We start from the raw sequence: 25,398 nt of genomic DNA, 5'->3' as shown, positions 1-25,398 counted from the left end.
TAGAGAAGCCCCTTTTTCAAAATTTGTATTCGTTATACTTTACACAGAAAAATCTTCCAAGAAGATCAGATAGGTGAATTCTGTTTTTTTAATCCATCAATAAGCAGAGTTCCTACGGTGTAAGTATACGAAAAATACAGTTGAAAGGGTGCTTAAAGATGGGAGAACATACAGAACTTTATCATCGAAACCTCGTTTCGATCGGCGATATTCTGACATTCATGACACATGATAGTCTAACACCATACAAGAAGAAGGGCACACGAGCCAGTTTGAGCAACGTGGTGCGTTTTGAAAAGAGTGAAGAAAATAATCCATACCGCAAGGGTGTAGTCTTTGTTTCTCATTCAAAAGAGGACCTGACAAAGGGGAGAGGATTTGTGGTCACTTCTTATGAAACGCTGCTGGAGAAGTATCAAACTCTGTCTCACTGGACACCAAACACATATCGCGGTGGTACATATTATGATTTTAAGAATCGTGTAATTAAAGGGCATGAACGAAAGAACCTGAAACAAATCAATGTAATTGGAATGGATATCGATACAAAGGAAACTGATCTCTACAATCTTTACATGGGTTGTGAAGAGTTAGGGCTTCCTCGTCCAAACCTTTTACTCTCTACACCGAGAGGATATCAAGTGTTCTTTGTTTTGGATAAACCTTTCTATATACATAAGAAAGAAGATTACAAGTCTTTAAGAGTCGCAGAACGCTTATCAAACAACATCAGAAAAGCACTTAAACAATATGCACCAGTAGATACAAACTGTGTGCCCTTTGGATTCTACCGAATACCTAAAGAAGATAATGTACTCGATTTTTATACAGAGTCTGCCAGAACTAGTGAGTTGTTGTCGTGGTCTATTCAGTATGAGAAAAGAAACATGTTCCGTGTCATCTATAACTCCTGCAATGAAACGTCTAATAATCAGATTGATACAGATTGGTATCAGTCTCTTATCCATGCGGTTAATATCAACCAGGGTTATTACGGGGCTAGCCGTAATAACGCTCTTTTAACACTCGCGTTAGCAAACTACCAGAGTGGAATAGCATTTGATGTAGCCTACGATGAACTTGATCAGTTTAACAGTAACATGAATCATCCTTTACCTAAAAACGAATTCGAGCGTACATTAAAGAGTGCTTATTCTAGTAAATACAAGGGTGTAAAGCGTTCATACGTAGAGAGTCTACTTGAACTCTGGACGGATGGACGAGCCTCTTTTATCGGACGAGAGGGATGGTATAAGTTCAAAAAACCACGAGAAGAGAGAATTCGATCTCATTATGATGAGCGGGAAGAAGATATATTAAACTATTTGGAACAAAACACAAGCCCGGAACACCCTTTTGTTGAGGGTTCTTTGAGTTGGCTAGCTGAAACGTTTGGTATGGCACAATCAACTTTTAAAGAAGTGCTCAAACGGTCTCGCAAAATTGTAAAGAAGACCAAAGGCCGCGGCAGGGGTGCCGTGACATATCTGGCGTCTAAATCAGTAATATTTAAAAGTCTACTAGTGTCTCGAAAGAGACAGGGACAAAAAGCGCAGCTTACTTTTGTAAACATGTTTAACAAAGAAGAAAAGCAGATCATAAACATTCTTCCTTTTGGAGATGAACAATACATATCTGATATGACGACACTATTTAGCTCAAAAACCTCTCCTCCAAGGATCAGGTCGAGTTAAAAATAAATAAGCCAGTCTGCCAATACATATCTATATTCTCCTGTTTTGACTCTCTGTTTGTTATTCGTTCTCTACTCTCGATCTAAAACTTTCATGCTTTTATAATTTGAGGGGGGATAAGCTTCTGTGGCTGGTATGTTTGTTCTAGGCTTGAGGATTTGTTTCAAAGAGTTTCAATCTTTTATATTTCTATTTATCTTTAGTATATTTATCGTTTACTAGTAACAGATCTTATTATGGATTATAAAGTGTAATGAGTAGTTGAATTTATTTGTAGGAGAATAAGTTAGCTACAGGAATAAAGAAAAATGAGATTGAGTTAGATGGCAAAAAAATCTTATACTGAAATAATATGTAGGCATATGGTACGATTTACCTTTAAATCTATTGCCAAACAAATGTACGTATACTATACTTGCACTAATTTCAGAATATTAAAAATAATACCGATGTTAATACGTAAATCAAAGGTTAATCAATTTATATTTTATTTGCGGTTTGTAGAGAGACTCATCCCACGTATTTAAAGGATAATGGGCTCCTGTTCATATTCGTACCCACCAGAAGACCTCGCCTATACTACGTAAACATAGCCGAGGTCTTCTGCTACTACATGAAGTCGGAGCCAGTTTAAAAGGTTGAGTGGGATGAGTAGTATTGGTTTTATAGGGGATTGAGTAAAAAGTAAGTTCAAAATAATAAGTTCCAGGGATTAGGTTCAAGAAAGAAAAGTTCAAGGTCAAAAGCAAATTTCAAGACCGAAAGAGGAAAAGAAGGGTAGTTTTAATATCTTGTGTTGTTGTTTGTATTTTAAGTAGATTACGATTTTTATGTGTATAAAAATGTTTGTTAGTTGTTATTTATGCAAGGGGGTGTTTTATGTTCAAAGGACTTAAACATTGGATAAAGGCGTATTTAGGTATCTTGATGATGTTGTATGGAATTTTGTTCTGGATGGGAATAAAAGCGTTACAGTTAGTTGTATTTTTAGTTGCGGTTTTATTTTCCTTTTTGTTGTATGCAGTAGGTTTCTGTTATGGTCAACTGCTAAAAGGGAGAGTGGTTCCTATTTTGATAAAAAGAGGATGATGTTATCCATGTTGAAGTACACGTCGTTAAAAGAAAAGGATATAGAGTATCTTAGGTTTATTCTAAGAAATGGTATGGTGACGGCCAAACAAATCATGCTTAAGTTTCGAGAACCAAATGTTCATCGAGTCTATAGAAGGTTACGAAAATTAGAGGAAAAGAAGTATGTGAGACATGAGAGAATCGCTCACAAGGTTGGTGTTTACTTGGGAACTCTTGAAGCTCGAAGATTAACAAATGTGAGTGTGACGGTTCCGACTAAAGCTTCTGTTTATACGATGCAGCACGATCTTCTTTTAACGGACCTAGTTCTTTACTACGAGTTCCAAGCGGAAAAGCAAGGGGTTGAATTTAAATATCGTACGGAAAGGGAAATTCGTCACTCTATGATTGGAGAAGGGGATAATCAAACAAAATTAAAAGTTTATAACGCAAAAAGAGATCGAATACCAGACGCTGTTTTTTTCTTTAAATCTCGTGACGGTAAAGTCACCACTACATGGGTGGAGCTTGAACTAAATAAGAAGGAACGAAAGAGGTATGATCAAAAATTTTTACTGTTTGAGGCATTGCTTTCAGGTGAAGGTACTGAGGAGCAACCTTATTCGTACGATCAAATCATCTACTTTGCTAACGAAGTCAAAATACACAATGTTATCAACGATGCGAAGCAGCGACTGATTAATGCGAACAAGATATCTATACGAAAAATACCATCAGTCATAATCAACGAACGTTGGGAAGAGGTGATGCCAAGTGGACCCAATGGCGAAACACCGAGATCAGACACAACAGACTGAAACGGATCGAATGATCGGTGATCTGGTCATCTATGGTTTGATTGGAATTATAGGGATTCTCTTTTTCCTTCCGGTCCTACTAGGAATGCTGATTTTTGCTATTTTGCACGTGTTGAGACGGGACTGGCTTTCATATGCTGCACTTGGAGCCGGGACTTTGATTCTTTTATGGCAATATCAAACCGGCAGAATCCTCACCTATTTTGGTTTAATCTCAGAAATGAATGTACCGTATCTTTCTACGGGTGCTGAACGGGTGTTAAATGACGGGAATGCGATCACTGTCTCCTATTCTTCTTATGTTGTATTAGGAGGATTAACATTAATCTTTTCATTTGCATTCTTCATCTTTGCTAAGTTTTTTTGGAAAAGGCGTGTAACGACTATATCTGGACAGGTACAGAAGCAGAAGGCGGAACAACGGTATATATCCTTCCGGAAAAATCGAGTGAAGTTTCTGGCCAACAAACAACAGCTTTATCGGAAAAAAACTTCCAAAGAAGTGTTTGTCGGGTATACCGATTTTAAGGAACGTGTATCGCTCGAATCAAAAGAACTCAACTACCACATGCTTGCAACAGGTGGTACGGGTACAGGAAAAACCACGTTAATCGCATCTTTAATGGAAGCTGCACTTCAGCAAGATAAACCCATCATTTTCGTAGATGGAAAAGGTGAACGAAAATCCATGCTAGAGTTTAAAGCATTGTGTGAAGCCTATGGGAGAAACGTATTTCTCTTTTCTGAAATGGATGATCTCACATATAACCCCATCAAGAATGGAACCCCTACTGAGACAAGAGACAAGCTCATGTCCCTTTTTCAATTTTCGAGTGAAGGAGACGGAGCGTATTATACAGACATCGCTTCTCGGTATCTTCAACTCATTATCAAACTAATAGATGAAGCTCACGTGCCCCGAGACATTCAAACTATTGCTAAGTTAACCAACCCAAAGTATATGAATCAGTTTTTTAAAGAACATAGCAGCATAGAAGAAATTGAGGAAGAGTTCGAAGTGGATATTGTAGAAGAAGTCTTATCAGAGAACCATGAACAACCTCATATAAACGATGATCTTAGTGGTTTCATTGCATCTCCCGAACCACAAACAGAGACTGTGAAAAAAACCGTAAAAAAGAAACGTACGCGATCCGTTACAACCCTTCAAGAGGGTATGAAAAGCATCAAGAACATACTAGATGAAGAATTCCCTGAAGAAATTGTGATGGGGTGTCTCACTCGGCTGAAGATGCAACTAGGAGAACTTTTAGAATCAGATTTAGGGCATTTGTTTGTTGAAAGTAAAAATGGAATTGATCTTCAAAAGATAACCGATCACAACGATGTCGTAATCTTCAGTATTTCGGGGAGTCGTTATGCCGATTATATTCGGAAAATTGGAAAAATGATTATATTAGACGTTAACAGTTTGGTTGCTTACCGTCAGGCAATGGGACGTAAATCTATCTTTGGTGTCTATGATGAATTTTCAGCATATGGCGATCGTCGCATCGTCGATATCGTTAATAAGTCACGTTCGGCTGGATTTGAATGTATCATTTCTACTCAAACGCTGTCAGATATAGACGCTGTTGACCCAATCATGACGGAACAAATTATCTCAAACTGCAACGTTATCGCAACCGGCCGTGTCAATTCTTCCAAAGATGCAGAGCGCATCGCGCAAGTTTTTGGTACTTTTTCAGATCAAGAAATCACGCAACAGATTGAAAAAAAATATCCTCATCTTCGCTATGAAGCTGAGATGGGCACCGTACGAGATGTCGAACGGTTTAAAGCGAACCCAAGTGAGATTAAAAATCTGCAGATCGGTGAGATCTTTATCAATCGAAAAATGGTAGAGGAGGATGATAGTGATACTTATTTTCGTCGTGTGTATGTCCGAAACGCCTTAGATCTGGGAGGGATTAGATGAGTTTATACAGCAAACTGAAAGGCGGTATAAAAAGAAGTGCTGATCAAAGTCGAAAAAAAGTGTTAAAAGATGAAAGACGATTGAAGTCTTCACGGTTTAATGCAAGGATGGCGTTCTCATTCGTGTTTTGGATGGTTTTAGTTGGTGTTATCTTTATCAGCTTTCAGTCATGGGCACGGACGGGTTTTTTGAATGAAAAAGTAAACGGTTATCAGGATAAATCAAATGAACAAATTGCCAGTCTAAACGAGGTAGGTTTTGCTAATTCTCCGGCAGGTGAAATCTACGCAAGTAAGTTTATCGATACGTACATCAATATCTCTGATGGTGAAAAAGAACGTGAAGAACGTGTGAAAACACTTCAAGGATTTTTGGCTGAGGGATTACAGGTTGGAGGATTAGAAAACCTTACAGCTTTCCGAGGAAAACGCGTTTTGAAGAGTGCTAGTTTGTATGATGTTAAGGATGTCGGGGAAGATGCAGCCAGCTATGTTTATAAAATCGAATATGAGCTCTTTAACGTCGCAGATAAAAAAGAGCAAGTGGATATAAAGAAGAAAAATAATGAAGGCAAGGAAGAGGCTTTAACAAAGGAAAAAGAGGCGACGCAAGATGAATCGCTCGGAACAAAAGAACAAATGATTGTTGTTCGCCTTGGAACGGATGGGAACTCATTCAATGTCATCGAACAGCCTTATTACCAAGCTCTTCCGGGTGAGCCTAGAATCACAGCAGTACAGGACAAAACCGACACATCGAAAAAGAACGTGAAGGTTGAAGATGAAATAAAGCAGTTTGCGACACAGTTTTTCACTTCTTACACCACGAATTCTACTCAGGAAATGTCTTACTTGATGGAGAATCCTGAATCTCTTAAAGATCTTTACCAATACAAAGGACTTGAAAACTTTGTTGTTTATGATGGAGAAAAGGAAGGTCAATATATTGTGAAAACCCTTGTTCTCTTACAAGAGGCGGATACAGGACTTCAAACGAAACATCCGTTTACCCTTGTTGTGAAGAAAGAGAACAATAGATATTATGTTCAAACACTCAAACACACATTAGGAGGATGATTCAAATGCCGGATATTACAGGTCTTACCGATTACGTGTCAGGACAGGTTGCAGCTGTCTTATTTATCGTCATGGTCGTCATGATCGTTAGAGCGTTCATCTCACAACGTTGGGGACAGTTCTTTTCCAGTTTTATTTTTGCGGTTGTCTGCTATGTGATTGTTGCGAATCCAGGAGAATTTGAAAGTATGGCCAATGCAATATGGGACCAAGTCAAAAATGGTGGTTTAAATTGAGGACCGATGCCTACAGTTATCGGAAGTTTTTTAAATATCCCTTAAAAATCTGGAAGCTTGGAAAGGGCGAGAAATCTCTTGTTTTTTCCAAGGGGATTGAGATTAGGCAAATCATTATGGCCGTCCTGATCTTCGGCTTTCTCTTTCTCTTAAAAGACAGTATTAATCACATTTTGCCGACCACGTTGCAGCTTGCGTTCTACGCGGTGTTGCCTTGGTTGATTGCGGGGGGCATTTGTAAAAGCCGATTGGATGGAAAGCGATTGGATCGTTTTTTCATCGGTTACTTCCGTTATCTATTCACTAAACGTTATTCTTACAGTAGCCAAAAGAGTGTGTACCAGCCACAAATGAAGAAAGCGCAGTCTTACGAGCGATTCCAATAAGGTGGTGATTGTATGATACAGTTTCCGATTCAATCTTTTAAAGACAACGTGATCTATACACATGATATGGAAGCCTGGTCCTATTATCGCTTGCATGAAAACACTGTAGGCGTGAATGAACAAGAAGCAGAAAATCATCTTGTGAACCGTCTGCAGCGACTGGCCTGGCAGTTCTCAGCATTTGAAGAAGTGGATTATAAAATTGTACCAATCCCTGTTGATATCGATAAACGCATGGATAGCCTGCAAGCTCAATATGAAGGACAGTACGCGGATACTGGTATGTATTACGCAGAACGAGCTAAAGAGATTTTAAGAGAAGAAGCGAAACATGTGGTCGATTATAAGTTTTTTGTTGGTGTGAAGTTAAAGAGACAGGAACTTGATGAGAATCTCATGCATTCCTTTTCCTCTTCTTTTAAAAGCATGAACCGGTACCTTCAGAAACTTGCCGGTTTTGGCGGTCAGAGCATTGATGATTTAACCGTTCGGTTATTTGAGGAATCCGAGGAGGATGCTTTCACAACGCTTAATCATTATTTAGGAGCCAATCGAGTGAAGGAAAAAGAGCTTCGCTACATCATTCGTCATCAGTTTATCAGAGGTCAAGTGCAGCCTGACAGTGAGGGCAGTGTGTACAGTCTTACAGAAGGCATCCTAGATCCCGGAAAGGCCGGCTATGTGCGTATTCAACAACTAGAAGATGAATCTTGGTCCGCGTTTCTTCCAGTTTCCGAATTCCCCATTCAGCTAGGCTATAAAGAATGGGCGTATTTCTTTCAGTCGTATCCTTTTCCGGTTGAAGTCAACATGCGGACCATTTATAAGAACAAAAAGGAGGATGAAGGTCGTACCAATACCATCAAAAAGCGATTTCGTGATCAGGATGCCCAACTCATTGAAGCGAATGAGGATGATGACAGCTTAATTAATACAGGCCGTGAACTTCTGCACGATTTAGAAAATCAAATTAAGAATCAAGGCAAACCACTCCTCAGAACTCACATCAATTTCGTGGTCTACGGCCCAACAAAAGAAGAAGTTCGAAAACGAGCCAGAAGGCTCAAAATCGATTTTAAGGATCAGCAGATCGAACTTGTCCAGCCGTTAGCCGACCAACTCCCATTATTTCATCAATCCCTGCCAGGAGCTAAAATCGTTGCGGACGATTGGGAGCAAATCCTTACTCCTGAATCTTTTGGGGAATCTCTATTCTCCCTTACGCGGAAGGTTGGCAATACCGTCGGCTTTTATCTCGGGAAAAATATCTCTCACGCGGGCGAAAGCGTGGAAAACTCTCAATCTCTTGTTTTCTTTCATCCGTTTCTCGCTCATTTGGGTTTAAAAGGTTCGAAGTATTCTTCTCCTCATGTGACGATCTCAGGACCAACGGGAATGGGAAAATCGTATTTGTTAAAAGATATCTTGTTGAATGGCGTCTTTTTCGGTGCCAAGGTGCTTATGACGGATCCCAAGGATGAAGTAGAAAAGAAATTTAAACAAGCGATCACACCTGAAATGGAGCGAACAGCGCCTTTCTTTCGGGATTTAATTGAAAGTTTTAACTATATTACTCTATCAAGTGAAAAGAAAGATGCCGGAAAGCTAGACCCTCTTACATTTCTGGAAGGAGAAGAGGCGCAAGATGCAGCGGTGGGTGTTCTTGAATACCTTTCTGAGCTTCAATCCAATGAACGGAATGTGAAAACGGCGATCTATAAAGGGGTCCGTCACGTGCTGCAGCAAGAGAAGAAGCCAGGACTCTTAAATGTCGTTCGTCATTTACAAGAATCAGAAGATCAGGACGTCCGAAACGTCGGAGATCTTCTTTATGAGATCGGGACAAAAGGCATCGCCAAGCTCATGTTTTCGGATGGGAATGTAGAAGGTATTAGTTTGCATGAGCAAGTGAATATCTTGCAGATTCAAAACTTGAATCTCCCAGATGAAGGCGAAAAAGCTTCGACGCGTGATGAACACATAGCTGTTGCGTTAATGCAGCCGTTGGCAAAGTTCGCCACCCGGTTTGCCCGTGATGATTCCGTGGTTAAGATGACGATCTTTGAAGAAGCCTGGATGCTCATGAACACAGGGGCCGGTGATCGGCTGATCAATGAGCTATTGCGAACTGGCCGGTCCTTGCGGTCCGCGGTTTATATCATTACGCAGTCCACGTATGAATACAACAAGCCTCAAATCAAAGAGAATATCGGTACAAAATTTGCGTTTAAAGCGAAAACCACTGAAGAAGCAGCGAACATCATTGAATTTCTCGGCCTGGAGGACAACAAAGCTAACCGGGATATGTTGAAAAATCTGACCGAGGGTCAGTGTATCGTTGAAGACATGTACGGACGCACCGCCAAGATTCAAACCGATGTCCTGTTTGATGAATGGGTCAGCGCCTTCAATACGAAAGAAAATGATCGAGGCAGAGCGGAAACCGAGGAGGCATTCATTTGAAGAAAACACTAGTTATCTCCCTTTTAGCGTTGATTGCACTTTTAACCGGGTGCAATCAGGGTACTTCTTCTAAAGACATTGCAAAGGTTGCTTATGAATGGGAAAAAGCAAAATTTAATAACGAATATGATAAGCAGCAAGAGCTTGTGTTTAAGAAAGGCTCTTATGAAGTTGATAAAGGAGCTAAGAAGATTAATTCCGGCTTGAAATATAAAGATATTCGTTTTGAAGTTTACTACGACAAAGAGTCTGAATACTATTATGTTTTTACAGATTTCAAAAATCCTAATGGTGATAATGCCGTTAAAGATAACATTCTGCTCCGTCAAAAATCTGATGTGTGGAAGGTAGATACAAGTAAGAGCTTGGATATTAACCGGGAGGATATAAAAGACAAGATTGACCGACAAGCTTGTATTCACTGCGAATAAGGAGGGATTGGATGAACTTCCTAAAACGGGGGATCGGTTTAGGCATAACGCTGCTATTTCTTCTCATGCCAGCGGCTACACTGGCCGAAGATTCTTCCCCGACTGTTCAGAAAAAAGAGGAGACCGTTGGTCGTGTGACTCTGGAAAGCAAAGAATATCCTCTCGATCATTACAAGATGGAAGCGAACATCGGGGACGGATTTAAAGATGCTGCGGATAATGCCTTGCACGCCATTAATCAAGGGATGTGGGGATTCAATAAAACCCTTGCCAGCTTTACTCTTTATTCGACCAATCAACTCATGTCATTTGATTTAATCAGCAGCATTGCAAGCGAAGCCGGAATTATGAGTGAACGGATTTATGAGATTATGTCCGGTACGTTCCTCTCGTTGTTTGTAATCTTTGTGGGTGGAGCTGCTGCGTGGCGTTATTTCGTCAATCAGCAGGTCGGTCATGCAATAAAAGCCATCCTTGGAGCATTGGCCATCACGGTTCTGACCTTTTGGTTTTACTCCGATGCGACAGGGAATATCAAATGGCTCAATGATCGAGGGGCTGAACTTGAAGGCATCGCCAGCTCAGCAAATGTTCTTATCAGTTCGGACGAGTTTGACAGTAATGCGGCTTATAACCCTAAAGAGGGCATCGCCTTGCTTGAAAATCAACTGTTTAACCTTATGGTCAAACGGCCGTATTTGCTTTTAAACTATGGTTCCACGAAAGAAGCTGACATCATCAAGGAAAATCCCAATCGAGTAGATAATTTATTGTCCATTAAACCCTACTCTGATGAAGGGAAAGAACAAAGAAAAAACATTGTTAATGCTGAAGTTTCAGAACTAGACAACAAGCAAATGTCGCCGGAATTCAGTGGAGAGCGGTTTGGCTATCTCATTATCACAATCATTTCCACCATTGCTTTGGCCATTCCGGTTTTGTTATTAGGTGTTTTTAAGTTTTTGCTTCAAGTCTGGTTTTTAGCTTTGGTCATTTTTACGGCCATTCCACTCATTCTTTCTCTCATCCCGGCTTACAGTGAAGGTGCATTGAATCATGGGAAAAAGATTGTGGGTGTTCTGCTTATGAAGGCAGGGCTCGTTCTCTTAATTGCGGTAATCACGGGACTGGTTACTCTCCTTTATGAATCGGTTAAAGTCACGAATGGTGTAGAAGGATATGCGTTTGTGGTCTTTCTGATTTGCATTACCATTTGGGGCTTGTTCAAATATCGTACGGAAATCTTTGAAGTCGCTTCTGCTGGTATGGTTCAAGGTCAGCAAGTGGTGGAAAGAACAACCACCAATACCCTGAATCGATTGGGGGATGCTGGCGAAAGAGGAATGAAGGGGGCTAAACGGATGGTAGGTAAAGCCCATCAAAACCATAAACAGAAAAAGCGTATGGACGAATTTCAATCTGGTTTAGAGGGAGCTGGCCGGAAAGTTTCCACCAATGCGGCCGGAGCTAGTGGTGAACGGTCAGAGCACCGTAAAGCAGTCGGAGAGAACAAACTAGGAACCGAAAAAAATTCAGAACAACAGACTAAAAAAGGGATGAAAAACGATTTAGCGGCTACAGGAACGGAAACCCCTCGTTCAGCTTCACGAAATGCAGGAGCTGCGATTGTGAATTTAAATGATTACAAAAAGCAAAAAAGTGAAGGACCCAACAAAAGTGAGGAGAAAGTGCAGGCTGCTCGAACACCTTCCTCCCAACGCTCCGTTTCAGAGGCTCGTAATCCTGGCTCAACAAAATCGGAGGGACGAACGAATAAGGAGGAATCTAAACCAATCCAGCAACAAAAAAACGGAAGTACGACTCAGCAACCTTCTCCTCACCGTAATCCGGCAGGACGAATGGAAAGTCAAAAAGAAGTGGCGGCATCGAGAGACCCAGACAAACACATCACTCAATGGGAAGCTGAGCAGCAGATCAAAAAAAGGAATGCAAATACTTCTGGTGAGACGGTCAAACGATCAGAAAGTAGGAAGTCCAAGAATGAGCAAACGAACCGACAAAAATGATGTCGGAGAGAAGCCTTCTGACGCAGTTAACTTTTGTTTTGTGGTTAACCCCCTGTCTTGTTGCGTCAGAATGGCTTTTAGAAAGGAGAGCCTATGCAAGGCGTTTTGAAGAAAGGTGCAAAAGTTGTTAAAACCGTGGCCATTCTGAAAAACCCTCTTACGTGGGTGATTGCAGGGATACTTCTCCTCCTCCTATCCATTTTCGGCATTGCTTTATTCATCTCGATTAGTCTGGGCGGAGAGAATCAATTTGACTCCGGGCTTTCAGGAGAAGGAGCAGGAGGAACAGCAGAGGTATCGGCTGAAGTCCTTCGATATGAACCCCTCATTCGGAAATATGCAGAGGAAAATGGGATTGGAGAATATGTCGGGCTGATTATGGCTCTGATCCAACAAGAAAGTGGTGGCCGACATTTAGATGTGATGCAGAGTTCTGAATCAATCGGATTACCACCTGGTGCTATTACCGATCCTGAATACTCCATTCAGATTGGGGTGAAGTATTTTGCGGATGTGATGAAACAAGCCAAAGGAGATATTAATCTATCTTTGCAGTCTTATAATTTTGGGAATGGATTTATTGGCTATGCTTTGGAGCGCGGTGGGTATTCCAAGGAAATCGCTATTGATTTTAGTGAGATGATGGCTGCGAAAAATGGATGGTCCCGGTATGGAGACGTTCACTATGTTGAACACGTCCTTCGCTATTATGAGGGCGGAAATGGTGGGAATGTGGTGGTGGGAGATGGAAGCCAGTCATTTGATGTAGAGGAAGTTCATCACATTATGAAAGAATTTCTTGGCCGGCCTTATGTATGGGGAGGTCGAACACCAGCAGCCGGCGGATTTGACTGTTCGGGATTACTCGAATATGCTTTTGCTCAGGTTGGCATAGATATGTATGGAACAGCACAATCTCAATACGATAAAACCATTCCTGTTCCTGAAGATCAAATAAAACCGGGAGATTTAGTCTTTTTCTCCACCTATAAACCAGGAGCTTCTCACGTCGGCATGTATGTAGGAGATGGCCAATTCATTAATGCGAACGGCAGCAACGGCACTTCTTATTCATCCGTTCAAGAGTGGAAAAACATTTATCCTTTCCTAGGGTTTAGAAGAATTCAGTAGTAGTGGAGGTGAAAATCATGGAACCCAGCCAAAAGAAAAATCACATGATGCTTATAGGTGCTTTTATTGCAGCAATGATCATCATCATGTACGTTTTTAGCTTACGCTCCCAGCTGCAGGAAGTCAGGTCGAATCAGCGTCATTATGAAGAAGAAATTAAATCCTTAACCTCTGTTCCACAAACCGAGGCACTTTCTAAAAATCGGTCGTTCCTTGAAGCGTTTTTCACTTATGAAACTACGGCTGAACGCTATCAAAAGATTCGTCCCTTAATGACTGATCGTGGATTTAAAGCGACTCATCCTTCAGGAACGAAACCACCGGAATCCAAAGAATCCGTCAAATCAACCATGGTTGGGCTGAAGCCGTTTGAATATCAGTCATCGAAGATGGAGGCAGAGTTCTTTAATGAATTCAAGCTTTCGACCGAGTATAATAATGTATCGAATACAGAAACGGTGATTGTCAAAACGTCTCTTATTTATGTGAAAGAGCAAGGCTGGAAGATCGATGATATAGAATTTGTCGGAGAATTAACCGGACGTCCCACGTCCTAAGAATGGAAGATATAAGCATGAAAAGTACAGGTGTTGTAAGGAAGGTAGACGAGCTGGGGAGAATTGTTATTCCCATTGAGTTAAGAAGAGTCCTAGAGATTGAAATTAAGGATGAAATAGAGATTTTTGTAGATGATGATAAAATCATTCTCCAAAAATATATTGCCCATAATGCGTGTGCGATTACCGGTGAGATAACCAACGAAAACAGGACGTATGGTCATGGGAAATTTGTGTTGAGTCCAAAAGGCGCGGAAATCCTGCTTAGGGAACTAGAAGAAGCTAAATGACAAAAGAAGTAACCGATCGTTCTTTCATAAAGAGCGATTTTTTTGTGGCCACAAAAGTCCTTAAAATAGGGATTATTGAATCTTAATACTCAATGAAGAGGTCCATTGCCCTTTCATCGTGTTTAATGAATTCTAACGTCTACCAGGTTTTCGAGTTTTAAACGGAATGTCTCCTCATGAAAGTCCACTATTCTCAATTCTTTTCGATATGTATCTATGTAATGCACTTTACCAATATACAGGTGAAAATCATCACTTTGAAAATATGTAAAACATAGCTCCAAGTTTTCACCCATCGCTTTACTGATTGTCTCTTCCATAAGGGAGAGGCGCTGTTCATCCAGTTCAGGTTTCACTTTCTTTGTTTGAGCCAAATCAAAGGCTCTTAGTTCCTTCATATGTTCTGGCAGCATCATTGCTGTCCACTTGATGTTTCCTCGATCACGTATCATAGTAAATCCCTCCACGCATTTAATCCTTTCTGTCATTATATGCGAATATACGTTCGGTTAACAACAGGCTTTTAATACTACTATTGTTGTGATAGAAGGGTTGATTCAGAGAATCAGAGAAAATTCCTCCTGCTTGTCGAAATATAAATTTAGACTTTTTGACTTTTGTTTGAAGATTAAGAGCCTTTAGGCTGCTTTTTATATTCTTTAGAATGGGGATATATAAGACATAACTTTTTTGTGATATTTCGAAATTCAATGTAAAATAATAGAAAATAATATTTGTGGGGGAAAAGTAAAACATGACATTACCTAAATTGTCTATTTTCTTTGGAGCAGGAGCAGAAATAGGATATGGACTGCCTTCAGGCGGTAAATTTGCGTTAGAAATTTTCAGAGTTTCAAATGAAGAGGATAAAGAAACATTCCGAGAACAGATTCAAAACATTGACTCACGTTCTCAAATTGCATCTCAGTGGTTACCAGATAATTACGCAAGCAAGAGGCTAAATGTTTTTGGAAAAGGTGAATTTGAGGGACTAATTGCATCAAGTTTAGAAAACAGAAGAAGTAACATATTAGACTATCTTGATAAATTTGATAGCAATATCACTAATTTGCTTAGAAGCTGGAAAGTAAGCGAAGACGTTGTTAGAGAGAAGTTTACTGTTGAAACAAATGAACAAATTGGGGATATGAGATACAACCAAGCTATAAGGTTAAATGAAAAGTTAGCAACTCGTGTACCATTGTTTGAATCTGATTATTTTTCTGCATTCTTACGTTTATTAGAAAAGCATCCTACTGATCGTTATTTAAAACGTATTGTAAGGGCTTATTTGGAGTTGCTAGTTGGCGCTATTGGACAGAGCTTAGTTTCGCAATTGAATGAAGAATTGTTTACGGCGGCACCAGATGAGATAAGTGTATTTGACGACTTATCAGGAATATTCTCTTTGAATTACCAAGGTGTTGGACAAACAGGTATGGAGATCGTGATCGAAGAAGCTCCTATTGAAGTTCATGCAGATACAGAAGGACTCACCATTTTTAGGGAACTAGGACGAACTATATTAGAAGAAATATATTGTCAAGCGATGGATTATCAGGCGTTAATTGATAGCCATTTTCGTTATTTATATAATCCAAAAGCACAATGGGCAAAGTTTAGCAGAATTGCAATTTTCCTTCACACGGTACAACGGTATATTACAAATCATGTACGTGTAGACGAAATGAAAATTTCAGAAGGTCCAGGTTATTATCATGACCTTTTAAATATGGGAAATTATTTTGAATTAAAGGCAATCGGTTCAACAAATTACAATAATTTTGTACAGAGAGTAATTGCTGAAACAGAAATTGAGGCAGTTCCAGTATTTCATTTAAACGGTAGTGTTAACGAATATTATGATCCCTATAAAAATGCCATTTTGACTGAGCCGACAGCAGAAGATAGACAAGGTAGAATCCTTGTTCCGTTTATGTTCACGCAAAGTGGTGTTAAACCACTAACGTCGGTTGATATGTCGCGAAAATATGTAGATCTCTATGATTACTTCGTTAGTTCAGATGCTGTTTGTGTAATTGGATATGGCTTTAATGGAGATGATGGTCATATCAACGGTATGTTTAGAAGTCTAGTTGAACAAGAAAATAAGCGTCTGTTTATTTTTCACTATAAAAGTGATAATCGGACGGAACAGCAGCTTTCTAGATATTACCAGCAAAAGCTACGATTGAACTCATCTGCAAACCTCCGAGTATATTTAGTAGATCATAATCGTATGGCAAACGAAAATATCTGGTTTGAAAATATACTTAATGAACTAGTTACTCCATTGTAAATACATTGATCCATTCACTAAAAATAGCATTCTATTTGAGAAGCAAAAATCATAGCTAATCTTTTAGTTAAGATTATGTCTCGCACTAATCCGAATCTAACAAAATAGATATTTTGTTTCATTCTCAAAACTTTAGATTAACTATTAGAATCCTTGTTGTTTAAGGGTTCTTTTGTTTTTATTAAGGACTATAAAAAAATGAATGTATCGTTTTGTTCTAATAAGGTTTAATTAATAAAACGTAATGATTAATGCAATGCATCAGCTTAAATAGCTTTTAATTTATTCAGTAATCGGGAAAACGCTTAAAAATTTGTCAGAATGAAAGTGATAATGAATTGAAATATTCTTAATAAGAGGTAAATTTATCCTATTGTCGAATAAAGGAGTTATTAATTATTAGGAGGATTTAATATGTCATATACATTTGAAGATTTTAAAACTGAAATATCGAACAGAGAATTTGATGAAAAATCCAAGCAGTACCAATATTTATTAAGCACATTAGAGAAATACTTCAATCCAGAAGAAATCTTATCTTTTTATCCCAGGAACGTATTTAATGGCAAACAAGAAAAGGAACTTTTCTTTTTCACTGAAAAAACTCTGATCATCGTAAAATTCGACAAAGGTAATAAAAATGAGTATTGTATTCGCAGCATTCCTAGAAAATTAACTGAACTGAGCTTAGAAATTCCGGAATATAGACAAACAGGTGTTAAGCTCTCACTGAAGAACGGAAACGAAGATATTAAACTTAATTCGATTGATGATTCCAACAGTAATTGGAACGATACATTCATTGAAAATATTCAACAAATATCAAAAATTTACACAAATTATGGAAGTATTAACCAAGAGGGATAAACTTCCTTTGATAAAGTGCCAACCTTTTTCAATTTAAAATTCCATCATCATTCATATCAGTATGGCTTGTTTTAATATGTAAAAAGGAGTGGGTAAAATGAGTGAGAAAATAGAAACTATATATGACGAATATATTGCTGAAGAAAAATTGAAACAGGGTACAAAATACGAAAAACTTGCGGCAGTAGTGTTTAAAACATTAAACACAAATGATGTTGTTATTCATGATTTGACTCTTCGTGGAGACGGAAAAAAAACAGCTCATCAAATAGATGTCACAATTGAAAGTTCAAATGTATCAAGGAGAGTTTTAATTGAATGTAAAGACTATGACTCAAAAGTTGGTATAAGTGTAGTAAGAGATTTCTTTGGTGCCGTATCACAGATTAAACCTGATGAAGCTTTTGTGGTTACTATAGAAGGATATACAAGAGGTGCTAGAACTTTTGCAGATGACGAGGGAATTAAATTAGCTATATTAAGAGGATTTAAAGACCAGGATTTGGAGGGTACAATACAAAAGATACATATAAAAGGGGCCGTGACCTTTATTAATCAACCTAGCTTAACTTGGGTAGCAGCTAATGAACAGGAATTAGTAGATTTTTATGCTAAGGCTAATATTGAAGTAGTTTCTTCAACTCGAAAAATAGAAACTGCAACAACATTTTTTTATGATAAAGAAGGAAATCCTCTAGAAAATTTACAAACGGTTTTGCAACCAATATTTAATAAGCTTCCAAGAGATCCTGTCTCTCCAACAACTGGTCGGCATGAATTTGGTTCAATTAAATATGTAGAAATGGCAGGTGTATTGTTGGGAATCAAAGGGTTTGACTATGAATTCACAAGCGGACAAAATGTAGTTGAAACTATTGTTGACCAAGGAGAGAAAATAGCAATTTTAGTATTTAAAATCATTGATGGTACTTTTGATAGAGTTATCTTTGATCAAGACTTAGATAAATGGACTTTTAATGATACGGGTGAAGTTACCTTAAAGTGAACTGGTTTTAATATAGGGACTAATTTTTCAGGTAAACTTTATAATCATAGAAAATCACTGTGTTTCTCTCCGTGTGATTAAGAACCAGGGTAATAGTTAAATACCTAAATTCATGTCACCTTTAGGTGGTTTTTATATCTTTGGAAGCGATTTGCTCAATCGCCCGGTTTTGCTCAGCCTGTTTTTTTGCTCGTATCAATGTGCTTTTACTGATACCAGTAATCTCCTCTACTTGCTTATAAGAATGGTCCTTCAACAGTTGCAGAGCATGATCGATTTGCTTTTTTCCGTACTTCTTTGGTCTACCCTCTCGGAAATCATCTCTTTGTTTCGCAATGGCTTTGCCTTCCTGAGTACGCTCGACAATCATGTTTCTTTCCAGTTCAGCAACAGCCAGTAAAGTGTGAAGAAAAAAACGTCCCATAGATGTATCTTCAAGTAGCCCAACATTTAATACGTGTACTCTGATTCCGCGTTTGAACAAGTCTTTAATGACAGATATACCTTCTTCTATGTTTCTTGCTAGACGATCTAGTTTGGTAACAACAAGGGTATCTCCATCGTTTAATCTAGTTAACACTTCTTGAAATTGAGGACGGTCTGCTTTGGTTCCTGTAAATTTCTCCGAATAGATTACTTCACAGCCTTCTGCTTTAAGAATCTGTAATTGAGAACCTAAGTCCTGATTCACAGTGCTTACCCGTGCGTACCCATATTTCATTCAAAAACCCTCCGTTTTTAGTTTGCACATATGAATATAAGTTATGAATCCAGCTTATATATTGATTTTACTACACACTGTCAATTCGAGCGATAATTTGCACTTATTTTAAGTGTTATTTTGCACATTAACCTTAAAAACCCAGCTACCTTCTCATAGGAAGATTAGCTGGGTTTCTTTATAATTTTCATCCAATCATTTATAGAATTATTCTGATCTGTTTAGTATAAAAGCAACTGCTTCTTGTTCAACAATCGCCCCCGATTGTTGGATAAGAAAAATTAGGTAATTATTTCGGTATCAAAGAAACGTTCTTGAAATTCAATTAATGCTTTAATCTGTTCAGGCGAATAATGTTTATTTGAAACAATAAGTTTATCTTCAACATCGTTATTTCTCTTGGCAATTGCTATAACCTTGCCTTCAAACGCTATCAACGGTTCAAACTCTCCAACAATATATGCATCAATTTCTTCACCGTCGTCTGCCATTGTGTCCGGAATATATCCATAATTTAGAGGGTAAATAAAATTATACACGGGATGGATGGATCCTAATGGTCTATCAACTTTTATTCTTACTCTTTTATTGAGATAACTCGTTACCATAAAATAACTCCTTCCTTAACCAGACAGTTTACTAACACCTATTTAACAGAAATCATTCAATTGCCAAGTCCTCATTAATCAAAGAGTTATGCCACTCTGCTGCAACCTACCCCCGATAGCTTAATAAGGAGTGAAATGCTGCATTGTTTAAAGAAGTTGTCCGTGTAATATACGGGATAAGATAAAAACAATTCCTCCAACAATCAGTAACTTTATATGTATAGATTTACTTTTCTTTTCTTCACTTTTTTTATTTTCCCTATCTATAATCCACATATTTATGACGCTAATAAACATCAGGAAAACACCTCCGAATGCCAGTAAATAAAATAAAAACACCTGCATCAAATCACCTCTACTTCTATATTACCCAAACCCACCTATTCAACTAAAATACCCAGTTATTTGGAACAAAAAAGCAGCCTAAGTAACTTATTTTCTTGGACTAACGCACTTGAAAGAAAACCGAATCCTCCACAATCCTGCCCGATTGCTTAATACCAATTATTTCAAAATTAGGTGATTAACTCAATCTTTTATTCCATTAAAAAGGACACTTACCTTATAACAGATAAGCGCCCGATTGCTGAACAACTAATAAAGGATTAATAAACGCGTCTTCTTATTAAAATCACTCAGTGCACATATAATTCTGTTTTAAAAGGATCTATAATTGATCTTATTTTTTCTCTACATAAATACTAAAGACACCTAAGACAAATAATAAAATAACACCGAGTAAAGTCGTTGTAGACCAAGATAATCTTGGATCGAAAAGTTGAAAGAAATATGTAAACACAGGTATGAAACAGAGCGACATCATCACTAAGAACGTCTCACAATATTGAATACCTTTCTGTAATAAATACATTGGGATTAAGACACCTGCAATTGTTACAAGCAAAATCCACTGTACGTTAGTAAAAATATAGTCAATCAAAATATCGTAGGTGAAAATAAAAGATAAAAGTACGATACCATAAAAACGGTGTGTTAAAATCATAGAACTTGTCCACCCGGCCGAACTTAATAGCTTTGAATAGTTCGTACAGAGTACAGCTCCTAGACCACAAAAAACACTAGCTATTACACCTAAAATAGTATTTATATTTTGATTCATTTGAACACCAGAATTACCATTAGGGGTACCGCCAACATTTTGACATAAAACCCACGATAAGACATTTTTTTCCATAAAAAAACCGATAACCCTCACGTTAAGGATATCGGTTTTAGATATTTTTGATATATTTTGTATTGTCTGGAAGTACCCTTTTCTTCTTGGAAGGAAGATTATATTAACTTAAAATAGTTCTAGTTCCCTTGTATCTAGCACTTATTGTATCACGACAAGAGAATTAAACGGGAGCATACTGTGTTTGTCGTACCTTTAAAACTATGAAAATAAACATTATTTTAATTCAGTACTTTTTTCACCGAATGTTAATAAAAAGACTTGTGTTAAAAATGATGGTACTCCTTGAGCATCTTGAATTAACTTCCTCTCATTCCAATATTCCCTTAAAATTTTGGAGTATTTCTCAAATTCAAGCTCAGTCAATCCACCAATTACTAACTTTTCGCATTCAGCATTATATTCTGGTGTACCTTTAGTATACATCTGAATTCTTTTATCTAAATAGCCAATATCTTCTGGTTTATATGGTGGTAAAGGTTCAGGTGCAATATAGGGATAAACTTTAATATTTTCTAATTTATGCTCCCAAAACATTTGGAATAATTGGGGAGCAATAATCAAATTTCTTTTTTTTGATTCATCTGGATTAGAAAAACCATAATTTATAAATGCTTCATGGACTTTATAAAAAGCATTTCTTAATGTGGGTTCTGATGTTCCAAACATCATAGCTGAATAATCTAGTTGAAATGAACCTATTAAACCACCTGGTTTAGTTGCTTTAATTAATTGTTTAAGAGCTTCTTGTTCTGTTTTTTTATTAGGAAAATAAGATAGGACCCCATCATCAAATACAAAGTCAAATTCTTCTTCAGGAATCAACTTATCTAGATCTAAAATATTCCCCTCAATAAATGTAATATTTTCTATACCCAAGTGTTCGTTAATCTCTTTTCCTGCATCAATAGACGCTCTACTTATTTCTAATGCTGTTATCTTAACCATTGGAAAATATTTAGAAATGAAACGACCTATTGCTCCTACCCCACACCCTGCAATCAATATACTCGATTCATTAGTTATTTTAGCTCTTGGAATTAATATTTTTTCAATAAATTCAGAGTCCCAAAATGTTCTCTCATAATGTAATAAATCTTCAGTCTTTACTAAGGGAGTGCATGTAGAAACTCGTTGTGTTGTTTCGGATTTTGTATCTGTGCTCATTATCTTATCCCTCCTAATAAATAGCAGTATTTGTTAATGGCTTATTTATAGCTTTTCTTAACAGATTAATAGAAATATTTTTCACACACCTTATTCCCATCTCGTTATGTCTGCAAAAAAGGGCATCTCGACCTCGATAGGAGGGATATAGTAATCCAGGTAATGATGAGAATGATCCTCCTTTTAATACGCCATCATCGTGATGACTATGTAAGAGGTTTTTCCCAACAGCTGGACTAATATGGCGACGAGTAGACCAATCACTGCATGTCCATTCCCAATGATTTCCTACCATACCAACTACTCCATAAGGACTGGCATATTCCTCGTAATTTGACGCTTCTCTTATCAACGTACTTGGATAGATAGAAGTAACTTTTAGTAAATCTTTTCGCCATTCTTGAAGGCTGGCATGTTTTCTTCCAAAAAGTTGATATGACCAGTTACAAGCTTTTTCATTAAATTCATTTCCCCATGGCCATATTTGTCCCACTTCTCCTCGTGCAGCCTTCTCCCATTGGAATTCGGAAGGTAAATCCTTACCTTTCCATCTAGCAAAGGCATATGCATCATACCAATCAATTCCTGCAACTGGATGTTCTGATTTAAATCGTTCATCCCAATATGTATTTCTTGTGTGATCTTTTTCTTCTGGTTCACTTAAATGGCAAAAGATATGTCCCTGTGTTTTAATATCTTTTACAAAATCATCATATTCTTCATTCGTTACAGGATATTTATCAATAAAAAACGGAGGTAACCAAACTTTTTTTTCTGTAACTGAATCGGTCCAACCGAATGATTTTTCAGGAACATCCTCCTGCTTAATCCCATAGGTAAAATAACCACCAGGTATTAAAATCATTCCACTTTCTTGTTGACGATGGAATTCTTCAATTAATTCTGCAGGAATATTCTCTTCGAAATCAAATCTGTCAGGAAGTTTACCCATTTTTGAATAAAAGTCCTCAATCGTCTTGAGTTCATCAGGATCATTTGTTCCTAAAATATCCGTCATCGCTTTGAGAGCCTTTGCTGCTCCAAAACCTACTGGTTTTTCGCCGAAGTTTATCCGCTACCCATGGGATCATAGACAGCTCGACTAAAAATTAACCTTTCTTCATTATCCTCGATCTGCTGACTATTCCATAAAGATAAGTAACCTTTTCTGGTATTCATATCAAAAATAAAGTATCCTTTGTCTTTTAGTGCTTTATAACAAGATATAAAACAACCTTCTAAGTTTTTTAAATGATTTATGGCGTTGTAGGTGGAAACTACTAAGCCAACTTCTTCTTGTTCAATGTTAAAACCTTCTGCATCTCCATAAAGAAAAGTAGCTGACTTCTCATTAATGTATTTGGAAGTTCGTTGCTTGGCTAGCTCTAACATTTCTTCGGATTGATCAATTCCTAATACTCTATATTGGTTATCAAGAAAATGGTGTGCTAGATGGCCATTCCCACATGCTAAATCAATAATTGATCTCTCATGTTTACCAATTAAAGTTTGCTCGTAAAATTCCCTAATTAATGGGGCAATATTCTTAGAAAAATGAGAAGACCTTAAATCGTAGTATTGAGAATACAAAGTACCGTAAGTCATTTTAGTTCACTCTCCTTATAGTCAGATTGATTACTCATTCGATAAAATATAAATAATTCCCTTTAATTTCTAAATATTCAATAAAAAGTAGGGTTATTTTTTAAACATTACTGTACAATAAGTATAAAAAGTATGGAGAGGTGATGTAATTGGGTAAGTATCTCGAGATATTAAAAAATAAGCATTTTCGATATTTTGTACTAGCATATACTCTTTTGGATTTAGGAAAGAAATTATCTTGGGTAGCTTTAAGTTGGTTTGTTTATGAAATTACCGGTTCTACATATTCGACAGGTATCATAATTACAGTGACCACATTAGCTCCTATTTTAGCCAGTATATTTGTAGGTAATATATTGGATAGATATAATCGAAGAACCATAATGATATGGGCAAATAGTTTAAGAGGATTAAGCCTTTTATTTATTCCTGTAATGTACTGGTTTGATTTACTTACGGTTAGTTTTATTGCATTTATTATGTTTATTAATGGTATACTCTCTGTTTTTACAAGTGTAGGTGCTTTCACCATATTACCTTCATTTGTAAAAAAGGATGATTTAGAAGTAGCAAATGCCGTTTCTCAAATGTCTGTCCAAACTGGTTATTTAATTGGACCAGCTATCGGTGGCTTTCTTACTGCACTATTCGGAGCACCCATAACCATTTTAATAAATGTAATATGCTTTTTATTTGCTTCATTTCTTTATTATCTAATATCTGATGAAGCTTTTAACAAGGGTAGAAAGATAAACAATTCAGAAGATAGTACCATTATGGACAATGTAAAGAGCTTTTGGATGGAAACTAAGGAGGGCTTTAAATTCTTATGGTCATATCCAGTTTTAATATCTATCCCATTTATAACTTTTTTCTTTAACCTAACTTACGCCCCATTAGAACCAGTCTTGTCTGGTTACGTTAGTACTACATTAAATTCCGGTCCAGAAGCTCTAGGAACCTTATGGACAATTTTCGCAGTTGGTTCATTCTTTGGAGCATTTCTTTACGTGAAATTAGATAAAAAGTTTACCTATTCGATTGCTTTAGGAAGTACGATCTTTCTATGGGGAGCTGCAGCAACAGTATTAGGATTTTCTCCAACAATCTATATATCGTTCATAATAATGTTTTTTGGAGGCATAGTGTATGCGCCTTATAATATAATCGCCCCGACTTTAGAACAAAAATTAGTTCCTAATGAAATAAGAGGAAGGGTAATTGGTGTGATTTATTTTATATCTGGATTAAGTTTTCCATTAGGAACATATCTAGGTGGTATATTAGGAGATTGGGTAGGAATTAGAGAAACTATAATTATCTCAGGGATAGCAACAATAACTTTAGGTATTACTGTTATGTTACTTAAACCTCTTCGTTTTAAAGAAATATCTGTTCTCCCTACTAAGAAGAGCGAAAAAACAGGTTAATAATGAAAAAACAATACCTGCTCCCTAAAACGAACGTTTTAGGGATTTTTTTGTGTATTTAAAATTTATATGTTTTTAAGCCATTTAGTGTTCCCTAAACTATTCCCTTTAATTATTTCCCTAAAATTGACGCAGAAACCGTATTAGGGAATAATTAATTCAGGAGGGGTAAAGAATGGGGAAAATATTTGGATACGCCCGAGTTTCTACTCAAGATCAAAATTTAGAATTACAAATAGATGCATTACGAAAAGCTGGTGCAGCTGTTATCTATAAAGAAAAAATGAGTGGAACAAAAAAAGAGCGTTTAGAATTAGACCAACTCTTAAAAGCAATTAGTGAAGGAGATACAGTGGTTGTCTATAAACTAGATCGTATCTC

25 protein-coding genes are annotated in these 25,398 nt (G+C 37.4%); 18 read left to right on the top strand and 7 right to left on the bottom strand.

Features of this window, described 5'->3' with window-relative positions; genetic code table 11:
• Window positions 1-158: 158 nt before the first annotated feature.
• From IHV09_RS19060 to IHV09_RS19000, 13 genes are all read left to right on the top strand, one after another.
• The gene (locus tag IHV09_RS19060; protein ID WP_197265226.1) at window positions 159-1,694 is read left to right on the top strand and encodes a primase C-terminal domain-containing protein; all 1,536 of its coding nucleotides are present in this window, start codon (window positions 159-161) and stop codon (window positions 1,692-1,694) included.
• Window positions 1,695-2,573: 879 nt separating this feature from the next.
• Window positions 2,574-2,783, top strand: coding sequence for a hypothetical protein (locus IHV09_RS19055; protein ID WP_197265225.1), 210 nt, complete (start codon window positions 2,574-2,576; stop codon window positions 2,781-2,783).
• Window positions 2,784-2,791: 8 nt separating this feature from the next.
• Window positions 2,792-3,583: a hypothetical protein gene (locus IHV09_RS19050; protein ID WP_197133632.1), complete on the top strand. Its 792-nt coding sequence runs from the start codon at window positions 2,792-2,794 to the stop codon at window positions 3,581-3,583.
• Window positions 3,549-5,522, top strand: a complete 1,974-nt coding sequence (locus tag IHV09_RS19045) for a type IV secretion system DNA-binding domain-containing protein (protein WP_197265224.1) — start codon at window positions 3,549-3,551, stop codon at window positions 5,520-5,522. The genes IHV09_RS19050 and IHV09_RS19045 overlap by 35 nt, the downstream gene beginning before the upstream one ends.
• Complete coding sequence (locus IHV09_RS19040) at window positions 5,519-6,598, top strand: conjugal transfer protein (RefSeq protein ID WP_197265223.1); 1,080 nt, start codon at window positions 5,519-5,521, stop codon at window positions 6,596-6,598. The genes IHV09_RS19045 and IHV09_RS19040 overlap by 4 nt, the downstream gene beginning before the upstream one ends.
• A 5-nt stretch (window positions 6,599-6,603) precedes the next feature.
• Entirely contained in the window at window positions 6,604-6,834 is a 231-nt protein-coding gene (locus IHV09_RS19035; protein WP_197265222.1) for a TcpD family membrane protein, read from the top strand.
• Window positions 6,831-7,220 (top strand): TcpE family conjugal transfer membrane protein, encoded by a 390-nt coding sequence (locus IHV09_RS19030; protein WP_197265221.1) that lies wholly within the window; start codon window positions 6,831-6,833, stop codon window positions 7,218-7,220. Before IHV09_RS19035 ends, IHV09_RS19030 begins: the two co-directional genes overlap by 4 nt.
• Window positions 7,221-7,232: 12 nt before the next feature.
• The gene (locus tag IHV09_RS19025; protein ID WP_197265220.1) at window positions 7,233-9,683 is read left to right on the top strand and encodes an ATP-binding protein; all 2,451 of its coding nucleotides are present in this window, start codon (window positions 7,233-7,235) and stop codon (window positions 9,681-9,683) included.
• Window positions 9,680-10,114 (top strand): hypothetical protein, encoded by a 435-nt coding sequence (locus tag IHV09_RS19020; RefSeq protein WP_197265219.1) that lies wholly within the window; start codon window positions 9,680-9,682, stop codon window positions 10,112-10,114. Before IHV09_RS19025 ends, IHV09_RS19020 begins: the two co-directional genes overlap by 4 nt.
• 11 nt (window positions 10,115-10,125) lie before the next feature.
• Window positions 10,126-12,141, top strand: coding sequence for a CD3337/EF1877 family mobilome membrane protein (locus IHV09_RS19015; protein WP_197265218.1), 2,016 nt, complete (start codon window positions 10,126-10,128; stop codon window positions 12,139-12,141).
• Between the two features lie 93 nt (window positions 12,142-12,234).
• Complete coding sequence (locus IHV09_RS19010; protein ID WP_197265217.1) at window positions 12,235-13,272, top strand: bifunctional lytic transglycosylase/C40 family peptidase; 1,038 nt, start codon at window positions 12,235-12,237, stop codon at window positions 13,270-13,272.
• A gap of 17 nt (window positions 13,273-13,289) precedes the next feature.
• Window positions 13,290-13,829 (top strand): hypothetical protein, encoded by a 540-nt coding sequence (locus IHV09_RS19005; RefSeq protein ID WP_197265216.1) that lies wholly within the window; start codon window positions 13,290-13,292, stop codon window positions 13,827-13,829.
• A gap of 17 nt (window positions 13,830-13,846) precedes the next feature.
• On the top strand, window positions 13,847-14,119 hold the full coding sequence (locus IHV09_RS19000) for an AbrB/MazE/SpoVT family DNA-binding domain-containing protein (protein ID WP_197265215.1): 273 nt from the start codon (window positions 13,847-13,849) through the stop codon (window positions 14,117-14,119).
• A 122-nt stretch (window positions 14,120-14,241) separates the two neighbouring features.
• On the opposite strand, the gene IHV09_RS18995 is transcribed toward IHV09_RS19000, so the two are convergent.
• On the bottom strand, window positions 14,242-14,571 hold the full coding sequence (locus IHV09_RS18995; protein WP_231618412.1) for a YolD-like family protein: 330 nt from the start codon (window positions 14,569-14,571) through the stop codon (window positions 14,242-14,244).
• A gap of 302 nt (window positions 14,572-14,873) precedes the next feature.
• Here IHV09_RS18995 and IHV09_RS18990 point away from each other — a divergent pair, with 302 nt between their 5' ends.
• From IHV09_RS18990 to IHV09_RS18980, 3 genes are all read left to right on the top strand, one after another.
• Entirely contained in the window at window positions 14,874-16,418 is a 1,545-nt protein-coding gene (locus tag IHV09_RS18990; protein ID WP_197265213.1) for an SIR2 family protein, read from the top strand.
• A 414-nt stretch (window positions 16,419-16,832) separates the two neighbouring features.
• Window positions 16,833-17,285, top strand: coding sequence for a DUF3908 family protein (locus IHV09_RS18985; protein WP_197265212.1), 453 nt, complete (start codon window positions 16,833-16,835; stop codon window positions 17,283-17,285).
• A gap of 97 nt (window positions 17,286-17,382) precedes the next feature.
• Window positions 17,383-18,291, top strand: coding sequence for a restriction endonuclease (locus tag IHV09_RS18980; protein ID WP_197265211.1), 909 nt, complete (start codon window positions 17,383-17,385; stop codon window positions 18,289-18,291).
• A gap of 121 nt (window positions 18,292-18,412) precedes the next feature.
• On the opposite strand, the gene IHV09_RS18975 is transcribed toward IHV09_RS18980, so the two are convergent.
• The 6 genes from IHV09_RS18975 to IHV09_RS18950 form a co-directional block, all read right to left on the bottom strand.
• Window positions 18,413-19,012, bottom strand: coding sequence for a recombinase family protein (locus IHV09_RS18975; RefSeq protein ID WP_197265210.1), 600 nt, complete (start codon window positions 19,010-19,012; stop codon window positions 18,413-18,415).
• A 281-nt stretch (window positions 19,013-19,293) separates the two neighbouring features.
• The gene (locus IHV09_RS18970) at window positions 19,294-19,620 is read right to left on the bottom strand and encodes an inorganic diphosphatase (RefSeq protein ID WP_197192264.1); all 327 of its coding nucleotides are present in this window, start codon (window positions 19,618-19,620) and stop codon (window positions 19,294-19,296) included.
• A gap of 679 nt (window positions 19,621-20,299) precedes the next feature.
• Window positions 20,300-20,623, bottom strand: coding sequence for a hypothetical protein (locus IHV09_RS18965; RefSeq protein ID WP_197265209.1), 324 nt, complete (start codon window positions 20,621-20,623; stop codon window positions 20,300-20,302).
• A gap of 408 nt (window positions 20,624-21,031) precedes the next feature.
• A complete protein-coding gene (locus IHV09_RS18960) occupies window positions 21,032-21,982 on the bottom strand; it encodes a class I SAM-dependent methyltransferase (RefSeq protein ID WP_197265208.1) in 951 nt (316 codons plus the stop codon).
• 13 nt (window positions 21,983-21,995) lie between these two features.
• Window positions 21,996-23,000 carry an SUMF1/EgtB/PvdO family nonheme iron enzyme gene (locus IHV09_RS18955; protein WP_197265207.1) on the bottom strand — a complete coding sequence of 335 codons (1,005 nt, stop codon included), beginning with the start codon at window positions 22,998-23,000 and terminating at the stop codon, window positions 21,996-21,998.
• A 50-nt stretch (window positions 23,001-23,050) separates the two neighbouring features.
• Window positions 23,051-23,587 (bottom strand): class I SAM-dependent DNA methyltransferase, encoded by a 537-nt coding sequence (locus IHV09_RS18950; protein WP_197265206.1) that lies wholly within the window; start codon window positions 23,585-23,587, stop codon window positions 23,051-23,053.
• Between the two features lie 149 nt (window positions 23,588-23,736).
• Here IHV09_RS18950 and IHV09_RS18945 point away from each other — a divergent pair, with 149 nt between their 5' ends.
• Together IHV09_RS18945 and IHV09_RS18940 are read left to right on the top strand one after the other, a co-directional pair.
• Entirely contained in the window at window positions 23,737-25,017 is a 1,281-nt protein-coding gene (locus IHV09_RS18945; protein WP_197265205.1) for an MFS transporter, read from the top strand.
• A gap of 175 nt (window positions 25,018-25,192) precedes the next feature.
• Window positions 25,193-25,398: recombinase family protein (locus IHV09_RS18940; protein WP_197265204.1), on the top strand; the 206-nt coding region annotated here is incomplete at its 3' end.

Source organism: Fictibacillus sp. 23RED33, assembly GCF_015903925.1.
GTDB classification, from domain to species: Bacteria; Bacillota; Bacilli; order Bacillales; family Fictibacillaceae; genus Fictibacillus; species Fictibacillus phosphorivorans.
Note: the sequence above shows the minus strand (reverse complement) of the source record. Positions and strands in the feature narration are given on the sequence as shown.